We start from the raw sequence: 1,146 nt of genomic DNA, 5'->3' as shown, positions 1-1,146 counted from the left end.
GTATCTGGCCGTGGTTCCTACCTATTTCGCCCCCTAAAACTGTCCGAAGTATTGTATTGAAGCAATAGAAAATTAGCATTCAACATTCTATTTAAACGAACAATCAATTCATATTTATCCAATGTTCATTCGAGTAGCTGATGCCTATCATTGCCTTAATACCATCTTTATTCTAACAACAGGGTACAGGCTATGTACTATTTCAGACCCTCCCAAGATCGCGGGCAAGCCCGCTTTGGCTGGCTTAACAGCAGGCATACCTTCTCATTCGGCCACTATTACGATCCAAAGCATATGGGCTTTTCTGCATTGTGTGTCATCAATGATGATACCGTCAAACCCGGTGCAGGATTCGATACTCACGGACACCGGGAAATGGAAATTATTTCTTATATCCTGGAAGGTGCTATCGAGCATCTTGACAGTGAGGGTAATCACTTTGTCGTACCTGCGGGCGAGGTACAAAGAATGAGTGCAGGAACCGGTATCACTCATTCAGAATACAATCACTCGAAAACAGAACACCTCAAATTTTTACAAATTTGGATTCAACCAAACCGGCGACGTATAAAACCGAGCTATGAACAAAAGAAAATATCTCAAACCAAAAACCTCACTCCGCTCATTACTCCCAATGGCCGGAATGGTTCTCTCAAAATAAATCAAGATGCCAGCTTGTTTCGCCTGGAATTAGGCAGCGGTGAAAATATAAAACTGCAGACCCACAAACGTCCGGGCTACCTTCATATCCTATCTGGTGCTGCCAAAGCTAATGGAGGAGATATGCTCTATGGCGGAGATGGTCTGGGTCTATTCAAAGAACAATTAGAGTTACAAGCTACAATTGATGGAATCGCTGCGTTATGGTTTGACCTTCCAGCATTCACTTAAATACAAATCGGACTATCCTGGTAATCTCCTGGCGGTAAAGCATATGATTGCCAGGATTTTATAGATTCAACTGATCCTACCCACCAGTAACGAACAAGCCATTTAGCAATTGAAGAAGTACTTATTCAGGCCACTGACTTGCAGAACGATTCACTAATAACGATTAATTTTAGAATAAATCTTGGCGAAATAGATTTTATAGAGGCTGTAATTTAAATTGTGTAACTGCTCATGCCCCCATACTCTATACCGGAG

General features: G+C 41.9%; 1 protein-coding gene. It reads left to right on the top strand.

The features are described 5' to 3' along the window. Positions 1–192 precede the first annotated feature (192 nt). Positions 193–891, top strand: coding sequence for a pirin family protein (locus tag MO867_RS22170; RefSeq protein ID WP_252473219.1), 699 nt, complete (start codon positions 193–195; stop codon positions 889–891). The last annotated feature ends 255 nt before the right edge of the window (positions 892–1,146 follow it).

Origin of the sequence: Microbulbifer okhotskensis (assembly GCF_023895975.1) — a bacterium.
GTDB lineage: Bacteria > Pseudomonadota > Gammaproteobacteria > Pseudomonadales > Cellvibrionaceae > Microbulbifer > Microbulbifer okhotskensis.
Note: the sequence above shows the minus strand (reverse complement) of the source record. Positions and strands in the feature narration are given on the sequence as shown.

Excerpts from the sequence above, each read along its gene's own strand:
- MO867_RS22170 (WP_252473219.1), top strand. The coding sequence starts at position 193 with ATGTACTATTTCAGACCCTCCCAAGATCGCGGGCAAGCCCGCTTTGGC.